The 14,735-nt window shown below is 64.2% G+C and carries 11 protein-coding genes and 1 tRNA gene; 5 read left to right on the top strand and 7 right to left on the bottom strand.

Going from position 1 to position 14,735, the window contains the following annotated elements; genetic code table 11:
- Window positions 1-237 precede the first annotated feature (237 nt).
- Window positions 238-313, top strand: a tRNA-Ile gene (locus ACLE20_RS05070).
- A 609-nt stretch (window positions 314-922) separates the two neighbouring features.
- Entirely contained in the window at window positions 923-2,551 is a 1,629-nt protein-coding gene (locus ACLE20_RS05065) for a phospholipase D-like domain-containing protein (RefSeq protein ID WP_410939182.1), read from the top strand.
- 174 nt (window positions 2,552-2,725) lie between these two features.
- Here ACLE20_RS05065 and ACLE20_RS05060 read toward each other — a convergent pair whose 3' ends face one another.
- On the bottom strand, window positions 2,726-4,021 hold the full coding sequence (locus ACLE20_RS05060) for a TadE/TadG family type IV pilus assembly protein (protein ID WP_410939181.1): 1,296 nt from the start codon (window positions 4,019-4,021) through the stop codon (window positions 2,726-2,728).
- 355 nt (window positions 4,022-4,376) lie between these two features.
- Window positions 4,377-5,570: a flavin-containing monooxygenase gene (locus ACLE20_RS05055; protein WP_410939180.1), complete on the bottom strand. Its 1,194-nt coding sequence runs from the start codon at window positions 5,568-5,570 to the stop codon at window positions 4,377-4,379.
- Between the two features lie 139 nt (window positions 5,571-5,709).
- Between ACLE20_RS05055 and ACLE20_RS05050 the strand changes: the two genes are divergently transcribed.
- Complete coding sequence (locus ACLE20_RS05050) at window positions 5,710-6,750, top strand: phosphatidylglycerol lysyltransferase domain-containing protein (protein WP_410939179.1); 1,041 nt, start codon at window positions 5,710-5,712, stop codon at window positions 6,748-6,750.
- Between the two features lie 16 nt (window positions 6,751-6,766).
- Here ACLE20_RS05050 and ACLE20_RS05045 read toward each other — a convergent pair whose 3' ends face one another.
- The 4 genes from ACLE20_RS05045 to ACLE20_RS05030 form a co-directional block, all read right to left on the bottom strand.
- Window positions 6,767-7,747 carry an ABC transporter permease gene (locus tag ACLE20_RS05045; protein WP_410939178.1) on the bottom strand — a complete coding sequence of 327 codons (981 nt, stop codon included), beginning with the start codon at window positions 7,745-7,747 and terminating at the stop codon, window positions 6,767-6,769.
- A gap of 9 nt (window positions 7,748-7,756) precedes the next feature.
- On the bottom strand, window positions 7,757-8,761 hold the full coding sequence (locus ACLE20_RS05040) for an ABC transporter permease (RefSeq protein WP_410939177.1): 1,005 nt from the start codon (window positions 8,759-8,761) through the stop codon (window positions 7,757-7,759).
- Entirely contained in the window at window positions 8,758-10,272 is a 1,515-nt protein-coding gene (locus tag ACLE20_RS05035) for a sugar ABC transporter ATP-binding protein (protein ID WP_410939176.1), read from the bottom strand. The genes ACLE20_RS05040 and ACLE20_RS05035 overlap by 4 nt, the downstream gene beginning before the upstream one ends.
- A gap of 129 nt (window positions 10,273-10,401) precedes the next feature.
- On the bottom strand, window positions 10,402-11,385 hold the full coding sequence (locus ACLE20_RS05030) for an ABC transporter substrate-binding protein (protein WP_410939175.1): 984 nt from the start codon (window positions 11,383-11,385) through the stop codon (window positions 10,402-10,404).
- Between the two features lie 218 nt (window positions 11,386-11,603).
- Here ACLE20_RS05030 and ACLE20_RS05025 point away from each other — a divergent pair, with 218 nt between their 5' ends.
- Complete coding sequence (locus ACLE20_RS05025; RefSeq protein WP_410939174.1) at window positions 11,604-12,623, top strand: LacI family DNA-binding transcriptional regulator; 1,020 nt, start codon at window positions 11,604-11,606, stop codon at window positions 12,621-12,623.
- A gap of 58 nt (window positions 12,624-12,681) precedes the next feature.
- Here the strand turns inward: ACLE20_RS05025 and ACLE20_RS05020 are convergent, their stop codons facing one another.
- Window positions 12,682-13,518: a phytanoyl-CoA dioxygenase family protein gene (locus tag ACLE20_RS05020; protein ID WP_410939173.1), complete on the bottom strand. Its 837-nt coding sequence runs from the start codon at window positions 13,516-13,518 to the stop codon at window positions 12,682-12,684.
- Window positions 13,519-13,617: 99 nt separating this feature from the next.
- Between ACLE20_RS05020 and ACLE20_RS05015 the strand changes: the two genes are divergently transcribed.
- Window positions 13,618-14,685, top strand: coding sequence for a LacI family DNA-binding transcriptional regulator (locus ACLE20_RS05015; protein ID WP_410939172.1), 1,068 nt, complete (start codon window positions 13,618-13,620; stop codon window positions 14,683-14,685).
- Window positions 14,686-14,735: the final 50 nt, after the last annotated feature.

Genomic DNA, 14,735 nt, shown 5'->3' with positions numbered 1-14,735 from the left:
CAATGCACCGGAAAGCGCATCGCGACCAGCGCGAAGACGGACCCGCAAGGCCAGTGCCTCGCCGATCGAAGCGCTGCGCCAGACGGACCCGACCGGCCCGGCCGTCCCGGCCACCCTTGTCGCCAGCGATTGCGGAGGGAATGGGGCGGCGCCTTGTGAGGCCGCGCGATTTCGTCTAGACCGCTTGTCGGCCGCAGCCGCCATTGACTGCCGCCCCGGACGCTCGCCGCCCGGCCCGGGCCTGTAGCTCAATGGTTAGAGCCGGCGGCTCATAACCGCTTGGTTGGGGGTTCGAGTCCCTCCGGGCCCACCAATGCCTGACTTGTCCATACCGGGGACATAGGTAACACTTCGTACCTAAAACATGTGTAACAACCTCGTGCCGAACGGGTTATCGATGGTTTGCAGTGTTCTGTGTTCCAGGTCTTTGTATTCCAGATCGTAGCGCAAGACGTTGACGAGCCAAATGCCGTCGTCGAGGTCCTCAAGTTCTGAGTGTCTTCCTTCTCGAGCGTTGGGTGCATGCGCGTGTGGCGGACATTCTGCTCGGATGTCTTGGCTTGATCTGTTCCAGCGCGAGGCCGAGCGCCAGCCGGCGAAGTCCGCAGCCGCTCACATGTTTAGCCCTTCGTCAGCGAAATCCTGCTCCCTTCCTCGGGATGCGAAATGCATCGATAGGCTTGGTCAGACGCTCCGGCGGAAGCGTTCGCCGTTCGCGGCCGCGTCAACGTGGACAGAGCCCAAATCAGCAGATTTGCAGGTAGGGGCGCCTCTCTCCAGTCCATCGCAAGTATTGGGCAATAGTCTTCGTTACGTCACGCATTCGAGGATATTATATACTTCGATCTGTCGTGGAGGATGCGGGATGAGGACTCGGTGGAGTGACGAAGGAATAACCCTCAATGCTATAGCCGGAAGCTATGTGGTGCTTCTTGGATGGACTATCGAAGACGCCTTGCGAGGTGGTCTCCGCGGTTTTGCAATCCGGCGCACGGATGTCACTGAAGGTGAGACCTACTGGATGAAGGGGGCAAAGACGTTCAGGTCGGTTGAGGAACATCCGGCCCCTGGCGAGCAGTTCTCCAGTCTTTACCATCCTTTCCAGACCTTTCAATGGGCTGACTACTCCGCGAAGCCTGATCGGGACTACGACTACGAGCTCGTCGCGATGTATGGCGAACCGACGAACTTGCGGCAGGACGGGCGCGTGAAAGTTCGGGTTCACACGGAGCCGGTGGTCGGCGAGGAGCACAGCGTATTCTTCAATCGCGGTTCTCCGGCTACTCAGGAATATGCGCGCAGGTTTCAGAACCGGCTACCCTCCGAGGCTGGCCCCGGTGCTTATAAGTGGCTCTCGCGAGGGCTCCTGGAATCCCTCGTTGACTTCATCAAGCGAGCCAAGGACGGCAGCTGGAGCTTGAAAGGCGCTTTCTACGAGTTTCAATGGCCGGAGGTTCTGGAAGCGCTGAAAGCGGCGGAACGGCGAGGCGTTCACCTTTCGATCATTTATGATGATATCGAGAGCGACACTGGACCTTGGGAGAAGAACGAAAAGGCGATCGATGACGCAGGCTTGACGGCCGTTTGCAGACCGCGCGAGCGCGGGCGTCTCATGCACAACAAGTTTCTCGTGCTCAGCCATGCCGGAAAACCGCAGGCGCTTCTGTTCGGGTCTACGAACCTGACGGAAAACGGTATCTTCGGCCATGCCAACTGCGTTCATATCATCGAGGGCGAGGAGCCGGGCAAGACCTACCTTTCCTACCTCGACGCGTTGTCGGGCGATCCAGAGATCACGGGAGGGTCCAATTACAAGGTCGAAAACGCCGACCTCACACCAGCCCCCGTTCCACTTGCACCCGGGTCCGCCACCCCCGTGTTCTCGCCTCGCCCAGACCTGAACGCCCTTGAATGGTATGCCGAGCTGGCAGGAAAGGCGGAGAAGGGACTGTTCATGACCTTCGCCTTCGGAATGCACGATCTCTTCGCGCACATCTACGCAAAGACTGACGGCCTGCTTCGAATGGCTCTGATGGAGAAGGAATGGAACGGCCGCAACAAGGATGCGCAGATCGAAAAGATCAGACGTCTTCAGGCGCTCCCCAACGTCGTCATTGCCGTCGGGAACCGCATTCCGCTCTCTGGCTTCGATCATTGGCTGGGGGAGATGGACAGGAGCACCGCGCGCGTCAACGTGCACTGGGTGCACACGAAATTTATGTTGGTCGATCCTCTTTCCGACGATCCCATCGTAGTCACGGGTTCGGCAAACTTCAGCAAGGCCAGCACGGACAGCAACGACGAGAACATGGTTGTCATCCGCGGCAACCAGAGAGTTGCCGACATCTATCTAGGCGAGTTCTTCAGGCTGCATTCGCACTATGCGTTCCGACAGGCGGTCGCGATCTACCTGAAGGAAAACCCCGGCAAATCGGCAGAACACTTCAAGCAGAACTTCTTGATCGAAGACCGGGACTGGACGGATGACTACTTTACCCCAGGCGATCGATCGGCGCGCTTCGTGCGAAGGGTCTACTTCTCGGGGAGCTAGAGCATTTCATGCCGAAGCGGGATCGCTTCGGCGTCGCATAATGCGGAAAAGGCAAAAGCAAAGGGCAGGTCCGGCGATCGCGCGATGACCGGACCTGCCCTAAGCTTCAAGCGACCCGGTCAGCGGAAGGTTTGAAGAAGCTGGAGGCGGCTTCGTTTCAGAGGCTCGCTTGCCTCACCCCACCAATCGCGGACTCCGGATCACCTTCTTGAACAGCGCCTTCATCGCCTCCTCGATCCCCTGCGTGGGGCTGACCTCGAAGAAATAGCCTGGCGTTGCGCATTGGGCGAGGCGGGGGCCGATCTCGCCCTGGAAGGGCTTGATCCAGTCGCGGTAAAACGAGTTGGTGGGCAGGGGCAGGTAGGTCGTGTAGAGCACGGCGATCATTCCGCCCTGATCCTTGATCTTCTGGCAGAAGTCGATGTCGATCGGCTCCATGCAGCGGCTGCCGTTCTGCCTCTTCTTGCAGGCGGTCGATTTGGCATGGTCCGCAACGCCGTCGGTCACGAAGAAGAGGACCGGCTCCCGATCATTGGCTTTGCTGAAGGCGTCTTGGCCCTTCATCTCTTTCTGGACATCCTTGAGGACATCGTCGAAGGGCGTCTGCTGGTCGTTGTTATAGCCCTGATTCGGAATGCTCATCAGATCGACCGTCGCCGACGCCGTCGCGGCGGTCGTCAGATTGTCGGTCAGCGTCTGCACGATCTGCATCTTCTTGTCCTGCGCCGTCTTCCCGAAGCTGTAAGTCGCGAAGCGAAACTGGCCGCTGAAGCGCTGGGTCTCCTGTGCCTCCCGGATAAGGGCCTCCGTCGCCTTCGCCACCACATTGATGCGCGTCGTCACGCCCAGCCGTTTCGCCAGGAAATAATAGCTGTTCTGGTCCGGTACGCCGGCTTCGGAGACGATGTGGCAGGCAAAAGCGCATTGGTCGCGGGTGTTGGCGACGAGCTTATTGATGTCCGCCTGCGTGGCGCCGACGCCCATGGAGGGCGTGTTGTCGAGCAGCATGAAGAAATCCATCTGGGTCGATTGCTGATAGGCGGCCTTGGAGCGTCCTTCGATCGAGACGGACTTCTTGCCGAGCAGCGCCATGATCACCGTCGGCACCTCGGCCGTGAAGGTGACGGACGCGACCAGATCCTTGCCGCTCTTGGAGACCTGCACGTCGCTGGCGGTGATCTCCAGCGCCGATGTGCCGCGGGAATTGGCATTGAAGAAGGCGGTCGCCTCCTTCTCCGACAGGGTAAGGCGACCATCCGTCTTCATCGCCGCGGCGGCGAGCACGCCGGCCGATTTTTCTGCCAGTGCCGCCAGTGCGGCGGAATCGGCGGCGCTGATCAGTTGTGTGCGGGCCTCCAGCGCCTGGGTGATATCGAGCGCCATGCCCGCAGCGCCGAGCAGCGGAACGACGAGGAACGCGGTCATCATGCTGAAATTGCCACGCCTGTCCGACAGAAATCTCTTAAACACGGCCCCTCCGAAGCGTAAGCGATAGCCGACGCTAAGGCTCGGTTCTTAAGAAAGGCTGGGGAGACTCGGTAAAAACGTGCCGATCCTCGGTTGAATCGGGGCTTTAATTTTCTTTCTGACATTGTGTCAGAAAGGGGGGCGGAACCGCTTTATCGTCCGTCCCGGAGGAATGGACCCTTGGACGGCATTCTGCCGTCTGCCACCCGCGTAAAAATATTGTGGCCGCCGTTTTAAGAAACGGCGGCCAAAGTTTTACGTCCTTAAAATACATCGAGATATGCAACGCAGCATGATATTGCATCGCAAAAATGTCGAGTCATTTTTTAGGACAAGTTGATCGACCGCCTGAACATCGTTAACGGCGCGCCGCGGACGAGGACGTTCGCAGCGGCCCTGCGGTCCTCGCGCGGGACGCCGCCGCGGCATCTGCAATCACCATGCCATCCTGCCTTGCGCCGTGGAAATAGCTGACAAGATTCGGACGCATGCCGGCGAACCAGAGGTTCGGCAGCGGACTGGCGGGGCCGGAGGCCGAGAGACGGGGGTGGCCGCGCGTGTCGAGCACCGGGAGGTGGCCAAGCAGCGCACTGAGGCCGGATTCATAGCCAGTGGCGGCGATGATGATGTCGGGCTCGATCCGCTCGCCACTGTGAAGGACGACGCTCGTCCCCTCGATGCGCGCCACCGGGCCGGCGAGCGTCGTGCGGCCGGCCTTGATAGAGGCGATCGTGCCGTCGTCGACGGGAATGGCGATCTGGTTGCGACGCAGCCGCGTTGCCGCGCCGGCTTCGGGCTGCGGGAAGCCGAGGTTCTGCAGCCGGCCGAAAGCGAGGCGCTCCGTCAGCCGGATCGCCGGATCAACGATGGCTGAGGGGAGGCGCTCCATCATCGGCGAAAGACGGTGGACGGCAAGGCCCTTCAGGCGCTTGGGCAGCACGCTGGCGCCACCGCGGACCGACAGCCACAGCCGGTCGGTCTTGACCTTGGAGAGATGGTTGACGACATCGAAGCCGGAATTGCCGCCGCCGATGACCAGCACCCGCTGGCCCTGATAGTCTTTGGCCCGTCCGAGCGCCGAGGCATGCCGCAGGATCCCGCCGAAACCCTCCGCGCCCTCGATCGCCGGCATCAGCGGCAGGCGATCCCGGCCGGTGGCGATGACGAGGTGGGCACCCTCCAGCCTCTCGCCCGTGGCGAGCGTTACCGTGAAGCCGCCGTCGTCCTGTGCGACAACCTGCGTCACGACCGCCCCATAACGGATTGGGAAATCAGCCCGTCCGGCGAAGGCCTGCAGATGGTCGATCACCGCATCACGAGAAGGGAAGGCCGGAGTGCCCTTCGGATAGCGTAGGCCCGGCAGGGTGGAATGATCGCGATGTGTGTTCAGCGTCAATTGCGGATGGCGGGCTGCCCAGCTGGCACCGGGCGCCGCGGCCGCCTCCAGCACCACGCAATCCACGCGCTTTAACAGTAAGTGATGTGCAACAGTGAGACCCGCGAGGCCGGCACCGATGACAAGGACAGGCGGATCTCTGTATAGGGGGCGCATGGGGGGACCATGGGCAAGGCGGGGCGCCTTGGCAATCATTTTCCCAAGACATGAACAGCCTTGCGCGACGCGTTCCGGTCTTTGGCGGACGCAGGATCGGTTCGGCTGGTCAAACATTGGGCGGTAGGTGGGAATGGCCGTGCTGAGTGCAAGACGCATCTTTGATGCCGCGATGGATACCGGCCTGCCGCCGCTGCCCGAGGCAGGATTGTCGGTCGCCGGGCGCTTGGCGCTCTGCCGCGAGCATGGCGATTTCTCGGTCGCCTATTCGAGCGCCGTGCAGGATGGCTTACGTTATTTCGGTGATGAGCACGGCTATCTCGCCTATGCCACCAAGATGGGCCACAGCTTCGTGCTAGGCGATCCGGTCGCAGCACCCTCGGCGCGCGCGGACTATCTGCGCGCCTTCGTCGCGGAGGGCAAGGCACCCTGCTTCGTGCAGATCGGGCCGGAGACGGCCGAAGTCCTGTCGGGTCTCGGCTATCGCGTCAACCAGATCGGCGTCGATACGCTGCTCGCCTTCGACCGGCACAGCTTCTCCGGCAAGCGCAATGAAACGGTGCGTTACTCCGAACGCTGGCTGGTCAAGCAGGGCTACCAGCTGATCGAATGCGACGGGACGGTCGGCTCCAGGGCGGCGATCAAGGCGCTCTCGAAGAAGTGGCGGGCGGGCCGCGTCGTCCACCGGCGCGAAATGGCCTTTCTCAACCGACCCTTCCGGACCGAACTGATGCCGGACATGCGCCGCTTCCTGGTGCTCGATCCGGGCGGCGAGCCGGTGGCCGTCATCGATTTCGACCCGATCTACAGCGCCGGGCGGGTTATTGGCTATACGACGGCCTTCAAGCGTCGCCTGCCGGATGCCTCCTCCCATGCCGAGATCGGGCTCACCAAATTCGCGGCCGATCGCTTCCGCAGCGAAGGCCGATCCCGCTTGACGCTTGGCCTCTCGCCGCTGGCCGGCCTGGCGCCGAGCGGTTATCCGGAAAGCGCGGTCTGGGCCTGGCTCTTCGCCCGCGCCTTCCACTCGCCCCGCATCAATGCCCGCTTCTTCAACCTGCAAGGCCAGGCCGCCTTCAAGCGTCGCTTCCACGGCGAGGAAGTCCCCACTTACATCGCCTTCAAACGCGGCACGCCGCTCGAAATGCTGGCGCTGCTGCGCGTGCTAAAGACCATGTGAGCAGCGGGTCCGCAACTCACGAACCCTCGGCCGTGCGGTTGGCAATCTTGGCCTGGAGCACGACGACGACGAGCAGGAAGAGGCCGCGGATGACGGATTGCCAATAGGCCGAGAGCGAGATGACGCCGAGTCCGTTTTCGAAGTTCAGCACGTTGAAGACCATGCCGAGCAGCAGCACGCCGGCGAGCGTCGCGCCGACCGAGCCGGCGCCGCCCGTCAGCAGCGTGCCGCCGACCACCACCGAGGCGATGGCGAAGAGCTCCCAGCCGACGCCCTCGGTCGGCTGCCCGGCGCCGAACTGGGCGGCGAGGATGGTGCCGGCAAGGCCTGCCAGCAGGCCGGAGACGGCATAGACGCTAAAGACGGTGCGCCGCACCTTGAGCCCCATCAGGAGCGCCGTTGCCTCGCCGTCGCCGACCGCCAGCACATGGCGCCCGGCCGGGAGACGTTCTAGGAAAACCCAGCCGAGCACGAAGGCGACGAGCGCGATCCAGGCGGGAATCGGAAAACCGAGGAGATCGTCCTGGCCGAGCATGGTGAAGGCGGTGTCATAGGAGACCGAGACCGACTGATTGTCGGCCAGAAGCAGCGCCAGGCCATAGGAGGCGAGCATGGCGGCAAGCGTCGCGATGAAGGGCTGGATGCGCATGCGGGTGATGACGAGGCCGTTCACGACGCCGAAGGCGAGCCCCGCCGCCATGCCGGCGAGCAGCCCTGCCGCCCAGCCATAGGGCGAGGCGAAGGCCGAGACGACGGAGGCGAAGGCCGCCACGCCGCCGACGGAGAGATCGATGCCGCCGGTGATGATCACGAAGCACATGCCGAGCGCGATCAGCGCGAACATGGAATTGTAGCGCAGGAAGCTCAGGATGTTGAAGGGCGAGAGGAAGTTGTCGTAGCGCAGCGTGGCGAAGAGGATGAGGGCGGCGAGCGCCACCAGCACGCCAAGGCGGGCCAGATCACCGGACGATTTCAGGCGGAGAAGGGCGGAGATCATCGGAGGCTCCTAGCTGCGGTCGGCGCGCTGTTGAACATAGACGGCGAGGATGATCAGCCCGGCCTTGACGACGAGGGCCGCCGCATCCGGCACGCCATTGGCGAGCAGCGTGTAGCGCACCAGTTGGATGACGAGCGCGCCAAGCAGCGTGCCGACGATATTGGCGCGTCCGCCGGTCAACAGCGATCCGCCGACAGCGACCGCGGCGATGGCGTCGAGCTCCATGCCGAGGCCGACGAGATTGGCATCACTCGCCGAATTGCGCGCCACCACCACCAGGCCGGCCAAGCCCGCCAGCGCACCGGAGATGATATAGACCAGGGACTTGACGCGCTTGACCGAAATGCCGGCAAGCCGCGCCGCGCGCTCATTGCCGCCGACGGCAAGGATCTGCCGGCCGAACATGGTGTAGCGGATCAGCGCCCAGGCGAACCCCGCCACGACCAGCATCAGGGCCACCTGCGCCGGGATGCCCGCCACATGGCCCATGGCGATCCACTGGAAGCCGGGATTCTTGAAGACCTGCAGATTGCCGTTGGTGACGACCTGGGCGATGCCGCGCCCGGCAATGAACAGCACCAGCGTGGCGACGATCGGCTGGATCGCATAGCGCGTCACCAGCAGGCCGTTGAACCAGCCGAAGCCCATGGTGACGAAGATCGGCAGGAGGAAGGCGAGCGCCAGGCTTAAAACCGGATTGTCGATCGGCAGCAGCGTGCCGAGGAAGATCATCGGCGCCACGGCCCCGGCGATCGCCATCAGCGAGCCGACGGAAAGGTCGATGCCGCCGGTGGCGATCACCAGGGTCATGCCCGTTGCGACGATGACAATGGCGGCCACCTGCGTCAGATTGACGTTGAGCGTCTGCCAGGACAGGAAGTTTGGCGTCATCACCAGGTTGAAGAGGATCAGCAGGGCCAGCGCGGTCACGGTGCCGTAGCGGCTGGCGAGCTGAAGGGGCGAGAGGCGGCGAGGCTCGCCCACCGGCGCGGGGGAGGTGTCGGTCGCGGTCATCGGGGCTCTCCTGAAGCGTCGCTTTCCTGATGCGCCATGGCCGCGAGAAGCGCCCTTTCCGACATGGCCGCGCGCGGCAGCACGGCGACCGAGCGTCCGTCGCTGAGCACGGTGATGCGGTCGGCGGCGGCCAGCAGTTCCTCAAGCTCGGAGGAGATCATCAACACGCTCAGCCCCTCATCCGCCAGCTTGCGCAAGAGTTTGAGGATTTCGGACTTGGCACCGATGTCGATGCCGCGGGTCGGCTCGTCGACGATCAGAATCTTGGGATTGGTGCAGAGCCAGCGGGCGAGCAGCACCTTCTGCTGGTTGCCGCCGGACAGCTCCTTGATCGGCTGCTCGGGCGAGGCGCATTTGATGCGCAGCGCGGCGATGAAGTGCTTGACGATCGCATCCTCGCGCGCCCGGTCGACGATGCCGGCCTTGCGAAGCCGCGGCAGGAGCGCCAGCGTCATGTTCTCGCGGATGCTCATATCCGGCACGATGCCGTCCACCTTGCGGTCTTCCGAAACGAGACCGATTCCGTCGGCGATGGCTTCCGCCGGCTCCTGATAGCGCCGCGAGGCACCCGACACGTCGAGGCGGCCGCTCTCCAGCCGGTCGACACCGAAGACGATGCGCGCGGTTTCGCTGCGGCCGGAGCCGAGCAGACCTGCAAGGCCCGAAATCTCTCCTTCGCGGACCGTCAGGTCGACGCCACGGACCCGGACGCCTGAACCGGCGCCGGTCAGCGCGAGACGAACCGGGCGCTCCGCCTGCTCTTCGATGCCGTTGCTGATCGCCTCGAAGGCGGCAAGCTCGCGGCCCAGCATGTGGTGCACCAGATCCATCTTCGGCATGTCGCGCATGGCGCCGGCGGCGACCGTCTGGCCGTCGCGCATGATCGTCACGCGGTCGCAGAGCGCATAGAGCTCGTCCAGCCGGTGGCCGATGAAGATGACGCCGACGCCCTTCTCCTTGAGCGTGCGGATGGTGCGGAAGAGGATCTCTACCTCGCGCTCGTCGAGCGAGGAGGTGGGCTCGTCCATGATAAGGAGCTTCGCCTTCTGCATGACGGATCGCGCGATCGCCACCATCTGCCGCGTCGCCGCGCTGAACTGGGCGACCGGGCGATCGACGTCGATGTCGAGGTTGAAGGTGTTCAGGATCTCGCGGGCACCGGCGCGCATGGCGCGATGATCGAGAAAGCCGAAGCGGCGCGGCTCGCGCGCCAGATAGATGTTCTCGGCCACCGAACGCTGGGCGGCGAGGTTGATCTCCTGATAGATGGTGGCGATGCCCGCCGCCTGGCTTTCGGCCGGCGAGGCGAAAGCGCGCTCCTGCCCGTCGAAGAGGATGCGGCCGGTATCGAGCCGGTAGGCGCCGGTCAGGATCTTGATCAGCGTCGACTTGCCGGCCCCGTTCTGGCCGACCAGCGCCATGATCTCGCCGGCGGCGACCTCGAGCGAGGCGCTGCGCAGCGCGGCCACGCCGGCGAAGGACTTGGAAATCTCCTGCATGGACAGCAGCATGGGGTCCTCGTTCGAGCCTTGAGACATGCGAGCCTTGAGAAAAGAAGGCGACCCGGCAGGGCAGGGGTGCCGGGATCAAGCCGCTGCCCGGCCGCCGCAGGGCGGGCCGGGCAGGGTCACGATCGTGGATCAATAGGCGTTGGCGAGCTCGGCCTTGGCGTTCGAGCTGTCGTAGAACTTGTCCTCGTTGATCACCCACGGCTCGATCTTCTCGGCCTTGGCGAAGCGGGCCATGGTCTCAAAGGCCTTGGGCCCAAAGCGCGGATTGCACTCGACGACGGCTGCGATCTTGCCTTCCGCCACAAGGCCCACGGCTTCCTTGCCGCCATCGATCGAAAGGACGAGAATGTCCTTGCCGGGCACCTTGCCGGCCGCCTCGATGGCCGAGATGGCGCCGATCGCCATTTCGTCATTGTGGGCATAGATGATGTCGGCATCCGGATGGGCCTGGAGCAAAGCTTCCGCCACCTGGCGGCCCTTGTCGCGGGCGAAATCGCCGGACTGCGAGGCGACGATCTCGAAGCCGCCGGCAGCCTTGATCGCCTCGTCGAAGCCCTTCTTGCGGTCATTGGCCGGCGAGGAGCCGGTCGTGCCCTCGAGTTCGATGATCTTCGTCTTGCCGCCGGCATTCTTGGCCAGCCACTCGGCCACGCGCTGGCCTTCCTTGATGAAGTCGGAGCCGATGAAGGTGAGATAGTCCTCGCCGGCCTTGGCGAGCTTCGGATCAACACTGCGGTCGAGCAGGATGACCGGGATGCCGGCTTTCTTGGCGGCCATGACGGCGGGGATCAGCGGCTTTTCTTCACGAGGCGCGAGGAAGATCACGTCCACGCCCTGGGCGATCATCGAATTGACGTCGGCGACCTGCTTGGCGGCGGAGCCGGCGGCATCTGTATAGACCAGCTGATAGCCGAGCTTGGCGGCTTCGGCCTTCATGCTTTCGGTCTGGGCGATGCGCCAGGGATTGTTCGATTCGGTCTGCGCGAAGCCGACCTTGTAGCTGTCCTTCTGCTTGAGCGCAGGGACTTCGGCCAGCGCCGTGCCGGCCAGGATGGTGGCGGCGCCGAGCGCGCTTGCGGCCAGCATGAATGTGCGACGTGAGAATGCGGACATCTCAGTTTCTCCTCCCAAAAATTTTCCGACCTCCTCAGATCGGTTGAAGCATTTGGCGCTTCACAGCGGCCAACTTGTTGCTAATGATATTAACAGTCAAGCTGAAAATTATTAGCTGCCGCACAAATCTGGATGCGCTGCAGCGGGAGGGCAGGGTGGATCACGTAGGGGGAACGGGGCGCGGACGGGCGCGGCGGGGCGGGGCATCGAGGCCGACCATGACCGATGTCGCCCGCATCGCCGGCGTCTCGCAATCGAGCGTCTCGCTGGTGCTGAACGAAATGACCGGTGCCCGCATCTCGGCCGAGACGCAGATGAAGGTGCGCGAGGCGGCGCAGAAGATCGGCTATCGATTGCCGGGCACGCGCCATCAGCCGCGCAGCGAGAGGCCGGTGCGCGGCTCCACCATCGCCTTTCTCCTGGACGAGATCTCCACCAGCCCGCATCCGGTGATCAGCCTGGACGGGGCGCGCGACCACGCCTTCGAACAGGGCTTCCTGGTTGCCACTCATGTGACGCGCTCGAACCCGGATCTGGAGGCCGCAATCCTCGCCTCGATCGCCGAGGATCCGGCGGTGGTCGGCGTCATTTATGCCACGATCTTCACCCGCCGCGTCGCGCTGCCGCCTCTCCTCCGGAACCGCCCGACCGTGCTGCTGAACTGTGTCGGCGAGGCACGGGCCCTGCCCGCGGTGGTGCCGGGCGAGGTGGCGGGCGGTTTCGCGGCGACGGCGCATCTGACCGGGCTCGGCCACAGGCGCATCGGCTTCATCAATGGCGAGCCCTGGATGGATGCGGCGATCGACCGGCTGAAGGGCTATAAGCAGGCGCTCGCGACCGCCGATATCGCCTTCGACCCGACGTTGCTGCGCCATGGCGACTGGTTGCCGCTGCGGGGATACGAGGCGGCGCTGGAGCTCCTGTCGCTTCCCGAGCCGCCGAGCGCCATCCTCTGCGGCAATGATCTGATGGCGATCGGCGCGCTGGAGGCGGCCTCCGAGCGCGGCCTGCGGGTGCCGGAGGACCTGTCGATCATGGGCTATGATGACCAGGAGCTCGCCCGCTACACCCACCCACCGCTGACGACGATCCTGCTGCCCAACTACGAGATGGGCCAGAAGGCGGCGGAATTGCTCATCGACATGGCCGTGCACAACAAGCCGGTGCGGCCGATGGTACTGAAGGTGGACGGGCCGGTCGTGCCGCGCAGCACCACCGCCGCCCCGCGTCCCTCATAAGAAGAGGCTGGCAATGGGAGCTGCCAGCCTTCGATCTTTCGTAAGTGGAGAGACCCGGTCAGGCCGGATCGGCACCCATGACCAGGCCTTCGATGTCGTGCTTCTGGGTGATCGGGATCAACGCGTCGACGACGCGGCAGACGAGATGCTTGCGGGCGATCTCGGGAAGCGCATCGTGCCACTCCTTGGTCACCATCATGTCGTGCAGCTCGGCATGGCCGGCACCCGGCGCATCGACGCCCAGCACCATGACCGGCCGGGCGATCGGCGAGAGATGCTCGGTGCCGCGATGGACGGTCAGCGCCGAGCGGCAGGAGATGTCGCCGCGCTTCGGGAACTTCCGCGTCGCCCGCTCCTGGAACCGGCCCCAGAGCGCCTTGTCCGGAAACATCTCGTGCTTCCACTCGCGGCCGTCATCATATTGCGTGCCGGGGGCCACTTCGAAGGGGCCCATATCCTCCGTCACGTCGACGCCGGTCAGATTGAAGGCGAGCGAGGTGATGCGGCGGTCACGATAGGTGTCGACCGGCGAGGGGAAGTCGCGGTGCCAGGGCTGGTACTTCGCGCCCTGGAAGGGCACGTCGAGGCCGATCTCGACGATCTGGTAGTCTGGCCCGAGCACATTGGTGCAGACGTCGACCACCCAGGGATGGGTGATGAGATCGACGAAGCCGCGAAAGTCCTGCGGGTGGATCTCGACATACCAGCGGCGCGGCCCGCGGCCGACGGCGCCACCCGGACGCTGGATCGCTGACCAGAACGCGGTCATCATGTCCTCGCGCATTTCGTCCGCCCATTGCGGGGAGAAGGCGCCCTTCAAGCCGATGATGCCATCCTCCGACAGTGTGTTCAGATGGGCGGCGAGATCATAGTCGAATTGTGCATGTGCATTCATGATGTGTCCTCCTCGACCCTTGCAACCTACCCCGACTAATAATTATTAGTCAATGGAAAATCTATCCCCGCTCGGTTACGAAACAATCAGGACTTTCGAATGGACGGACCCGTGAGCAGCCAGAAGACAGCCAAGCGCGTGACGATGATGGATGTGGCCAAGGCCGCCGGCTGCTCGCAGGCCACCGTTTCGGTGGTGCTGAACAATGTGACCGACATCAAGATTTCCGCCGAGCTTCGCGCCCGTGTGGTGGAGGCGGCGCGGTCGCTCGGCTATGGGCAGAAGAGCTTCCTTCGCCGGGCGGCGCTCGACGAGTTGCGCGGCGGTTGCATCGGCTTCGTGGTCGATCAGCTCGCCACCACCTCCGAGGCGGTCAACGCGATCGAGGGCGCCCGGCAGGAGTCCTGGGAGGCCGACGTGACCATCCTCGTCGCCCAGACTCAAGGGCGCGCCGAATACGAGCACCGCGCACTGGACCGTTTGCTGAGGGCCGGGGTGCAGGGCATCATCTATATGTCGATCTTCACCCGTCGCGTCGCGCTCGATCCTGTCTTCGAGACGCTGCCGGTGCCGCTCGTGCTGCTCAACTGTTATACCGGCGACAACCGCTTTCCCTCCGTGGTGCCGGACGAGATCAATGGCGGGCGGCAGGCGACGCTGGCGCTGATCGAAAAGGGCCATCACCGGATCGGCACGATCACGGGGGAGAGCTTCATGGAGGCGGCGCAGGACCGGCTGATCGGCTATCGCAAGGCGCTGCGCAAGGCCGGCATCGACTATGACGACCAGCTGGTGGCGCAGGGCAGCTGGACGCCGACCTCCGGCTACGAGGCGACGCAGCAGCTGCTGGCATTGCCCGAGCGGCCGACGGCGATCTTCTGCCAGAACGACAAGATGGCCTGGGGCTGCATGACGGCGCTGCGTGAGGCGGGCCTCAGCGTGCCCGGCGATGTGTCCGTTATCGGCTATGACGACGAGGAGCTCGCCCGCCACTTGCGGCCGCAGCTCACCACGCTCGACCTGCCGCATCGCGCCATGGGCGCCTGGGCTGTCCGGCGCCTCGACCATCCCCCGGTGGCGGGCAACGAGCCCCACGCCCCGCACAAGGTGGCCTGCGCCTTCATCGAGCGCGCCTCCGTGGCCACGCCGCGCCGGCTCGCCCGCTAGTCCCCGGGCGGGGCGCACTGCCGCTTCCGGCAGACAGGCCTTGGACGGAT

The sequence above is a fragment of the Rhizobium sp. YIM 134829 genome, from assembly GCF_046546455.1.
Note: the sequence above shows the minus strand (reverse complement) of the source record. Positions and strands in the feature narration are given on the sequence as shown.

Excerpts from the sequence above, each read along its gene's own strand:
- ACLE20_RS05015 (WP_410939172.1), top strand. The coding sequence starts at position 13,618 with ATGGACGGACCCGTGAGCAGCCAGAAGACAGCCAAGCGCGTGACGATG.
- ACLE20_RS05040 (WP_410939177.1), bottom strand. The coding sequence starts at position 8,761 with ATGACCGCGACCGACACCTCCCCCGCGCCGGTGGGCGAGCCTCGCCGC.
- ACLE20_RS05035 (WP_410939176.1), bottom strand. The coding sequence starts at position 10,272 with ATGCTGCTGTCCATGCAGGAGATTTCCAAGTCCTTCGCCGGCGTGGCC.
- ACLE20_RS05030 (WP_410939175.1), bottom strand. The coding sequence starts at position 11,385 with ATGTCCGCATTCTCACGTCGCACATTCATGCTGGCCGCAAGCGCGCTC.
- ACLE20_RS05020 (WP_410939173.1), bottom strand. The coding sequence starts at position 13,518 with ATGAATGCACATGCACAATTCGACTATGATCTCGCCGCCCATCTGAAC.
- ACLE20_RS05055 (WP_410939180.1), bottom strand. The coding sequence starts at position 5,570 with ATGCGCCCCCTATACAGAGATCCGCCTGTCCTTGTCATCGGTGCCGGC.
- ACLE20_RS05045 (WP_410939178.1), bottom strand. The coding sequence starts at position 7,747 with ATGATCTCCGCCCTTCTCCGCCTGAAATCGTCCGGTGATCTGGCCCGC.
- ACLE20_RS05025 (WP_410939174.1), top strand. The coding sequence starts at position 11,604 with ATGACCGATGTCGCCCGCATCGCCGGCGTCTCGCAATCGAGCGTCTCG.